Raw genomic sequence first — 2,661 nt, 5'->3', positions numbered from 1 at the left:
AAAGACGAGGAAAAGCCAACGGAAAACCCATTTTCAAAAAGCAAGTAATAATGCTGGATGATCATCTTTTCAAACTCGACATTGAAGGAGGATTTATTAAACTCTCAACTCCAAGTGGAAGGCTGAAACTAGAGTTTTACCCTGCAAAGTACCACGAGAAGTTTAGGGAGTGGAAAATAGGACAAGCCTGGCTGGTTAAAAATCCAAAAGGAGTTTTTCTCCACGTGGTGTTCTCAAGAGAGGTTGAAGTTAGAGAGCCGAAAGTCATTGTCGGCGTGGACTTGAACGAGAATAATGTAACCCTCAGCCTTCCAGATGGGAACTTTATCCAGATCATCACCCACGAGAGGGAGATTAGAACGGGCTACTTCCTAAAGAGAAGGAGAATTCAAAAGAAGATAAGAAGTGGTAAAAAGAGAAAATGGATTTTGGAAAAATATGGGATGAGGGAGAGAAACAGGCTGAATGACCTTTATCACAAATTGGCTAACAAAATCGTTGAATTAGCTGAAAAATACGGTGGTATTACCTTGGAGGACTTAACGGAAATCAGGAACACAATAAGGTATTCGGCTGAAATGAACGGTCGCTTGCACAGGTGGAGTTTTAGAAAGCTTCAATCCATTATCGAGTATAAAGCCAAGTTAAAGGGTGTGAGTGTCGTTTTTGTTGATCCTGCTTACTCTTCATCCCTGTGTCCGATATGTGGGGGGAAGCTAGTCCCGAATGGGCACAGGGTTTTAAAGTGCTCGAATTGTGGTTTTGAGGCTGATAGGGATGTGGTTGGCTCGTGGAATATTCGCTTGAAAGCCCTGAAGATGTGGGGAGTCTCCGTTCCCCCCGAAAGCCCTCCGATGAAGACGGGAGGAGGGAAGCCTACCCGTTACGAAATTAACGCCCTACACGCACTTTACTGGTAGGCAGAACGGTTTTTGACTGGGATGATGAGCTCTTTGGGTTGAAAGCGATAGAGCTTTCAGGGCATTCGCCGGGAATGACGGGTTTCCTAGATGAGGAAAACGGCGTTTTGTACGCGGGAGATAGCTTTTTTGGTGAGAAGGTTATTCAGTCAGTGGGCTTGCCGTATCTGGTTGAGCCGGAGCTTTTCAAAGAATCCATAAGAAAATTAATCGGCTATGCAGAAGAAGGTATCCTCCTTATCCCCTCCCACGGAAGGGCTGTAAAGGGAGAAGAAGCCCTAAGACTGCTTGAACTCAACATTCAAAGAGTAGAAGAAGGGGAGAGAAAGGTTCTAGAGCTGTTAAAAGAGCCAAAGAGTATAAGTGAGCTCAGCTATGCGCTCGCAAAGGAGTTTGAAGCAAAAATAACTCCTCAAGTACTAGCTTTGAACCAAGTCCCGGTAAGGGCAATCATCGCGGAGCTCTACAACAGAGACTTGATAGAGGCAGTCATAGAAAACGACCTTAAGTGGAAAGCTAAGGATTAGAGCCATTTCCAGAACAGAGATAATAGTATGGACAGAACTTACATGTGTAGTCCCTCCACCCCTCTGGGGGGATGCCTTTTTCATAATGCTTTTTTATCAGGTAGAACTGCTTTACGGTCTCTTTGAAAAGCTTCTCGTCATAGGGTACCTCAAAAGCCTTAAAGTTCTTACCCTTAACTACTGGAAACCTTGAAAAGTCCACATCCTTCAAAACTCTTTTTGGCTCTTCATGGAGCTTAACGTAATACAAATAGCCGTATTCACTTTCCGCCCACCGCAAATAAACGTTCAGCTGGGCCAGATGGTACTCATAGGGGAGTCTTGGAAGGGAGGTTTTTCCCTTTATCTCTATTGGGAACCGTCTGAATGCATCTATCCTCCCGTGGATTTCAAGCCCCAGACGGGGAGATTTTAACACTATGTGCTTCTCAAGCTCGAACCCGAACCTTTTCTTAAGTATCTCCCCAAGAACATTATGGGTGTTGACCCCTTGCTCAAGCCTTACCCTCACAAATTCGGGCCACTTCTCCTTATACCCCTTAAGACGAAAGTAAACCCTTCGAGGGCACGTCATAGCCTCGCTTGCATAAAACTCAAGCAGCTCGCTCATCCTGGCTCCTCCAAAAGGTGTTTAAAGCGTCAGCTAATACCGACGTCATCATTGAATCAGACTGGGCAAGGCCCATCATCCGCTAACTAAGAGTACTTTCGAAGGTTTAAAACATTTGAGGTAAAAAGAAAAGATTAACTTCTGCTTTTTAAAAGAGAACCCCTCTTTATCGAATAGCTAAGACCATAGGCAGGCCACAAACCGGGGGGCATCGAGTAGTGGTGAAGATTCCTGAGTATTTTCTCTGCTTGTTCCTGGTTCTCAGCAATTACCTTGAGCTTATCTTTCCTAAGCTCCACGGTCCCGTTTGGTAGCTTGAGAACTATCTTGTCTCCGACTACATCCGGCTTGGCCCTCATTAGAAGAGCCTTCAAGTCCCTGTAGGCATCTTCCGTTATTTTCTGCTCAATGATGCCTTCCTTCTTTCTGGATTTTAATATTTTGCTCAACCAAAAACTACTACTCGAGGATTCATCATCCATTGTCAAACCCTACCTCCGGTGAGGTTCTCAAATAATCCTAGGGAAGGGCGTGTTTAGTTTCACCCCCTGTTATTTAAACAGTATTTGACTCTGAGGAGGATTTTCAGACCATAACACATTAC

Annotated in this window: 4 protein-coding genes; 2 read left to right on the top strand and 2 right to left on the bottom strand. The window is 44.6% G+C overall.

Annotated elements, in window-relative coordinates; genetic code table 11:
• Together GBV73_RS10945 and GBV73_RS10940 are read left to right on the top strand one after the other, a co-directional pair.
• A partial coding sequence (locus GBV73_RS10945; RefSeq protein WP_152881321.1) for an RNA-guided endonuclease TnpB family protein occupies nucleotides 1-920 on the top strand: 920 nt, incomplete at its 5' end.
• 38 nt (nucleotides 921-958) lie between these two features.
• Nucleotides 959-1,447, top strand: coding sequence for a hypothetical protein (locus GBV73_RS10940; RefSeq protein ID WP_371717102.1), 489 nt, complete (start codon nucleotides 959-961; stop codon nucleotides 1,445-1,447).
• On the opposite strand, the gene cas4 is transcribed toward GBV73_RS10940, so the two are convergent.
• Complete coding sequence (gene cas4, locus GBV73_RS10935; protein ID WP_042697400.1) at nucleotides 1,437-2,057, bottom strand: CRISPR-associated protein Cas4; 621 nt, start codon at nucleotides 2,055-2,057, stop codon at nucleotides 1,437-1,439. The genes GBV73_RS10940 and cas4 overlap by 11 nt on opposite strands.
• Nucleotides 2,058-2,191: 134 nt before the next feature.
• Complete coding sequence (locus tag GBV73_RS10925) at nucleotides 2,192-2,539, bottom strand: hypothetical protein (protein WP_042697454.1); 348 nt, start codon at nucleotides 2,537-2,539, stop codon at nucleotides 2,192-2,194.
• Nucleotides 2,540-2,661 lie beyond the last annotated feature (122 nt).

This window comes from Thermococcus sp. 101 C5 (assembly GCF_009372125.1).
Lineage (GTDB): Archaea > Methanobacteriota_B > Thermococci > Thermococcales > Thermococcaceae > Thermococcus_A > Thermococcus_A bergensis.
The sequence above is the reverse complement of the archived record's forward strand: the minus strand, read 5'-3'. Positions and strand labels throughout refer to the sequence as shown.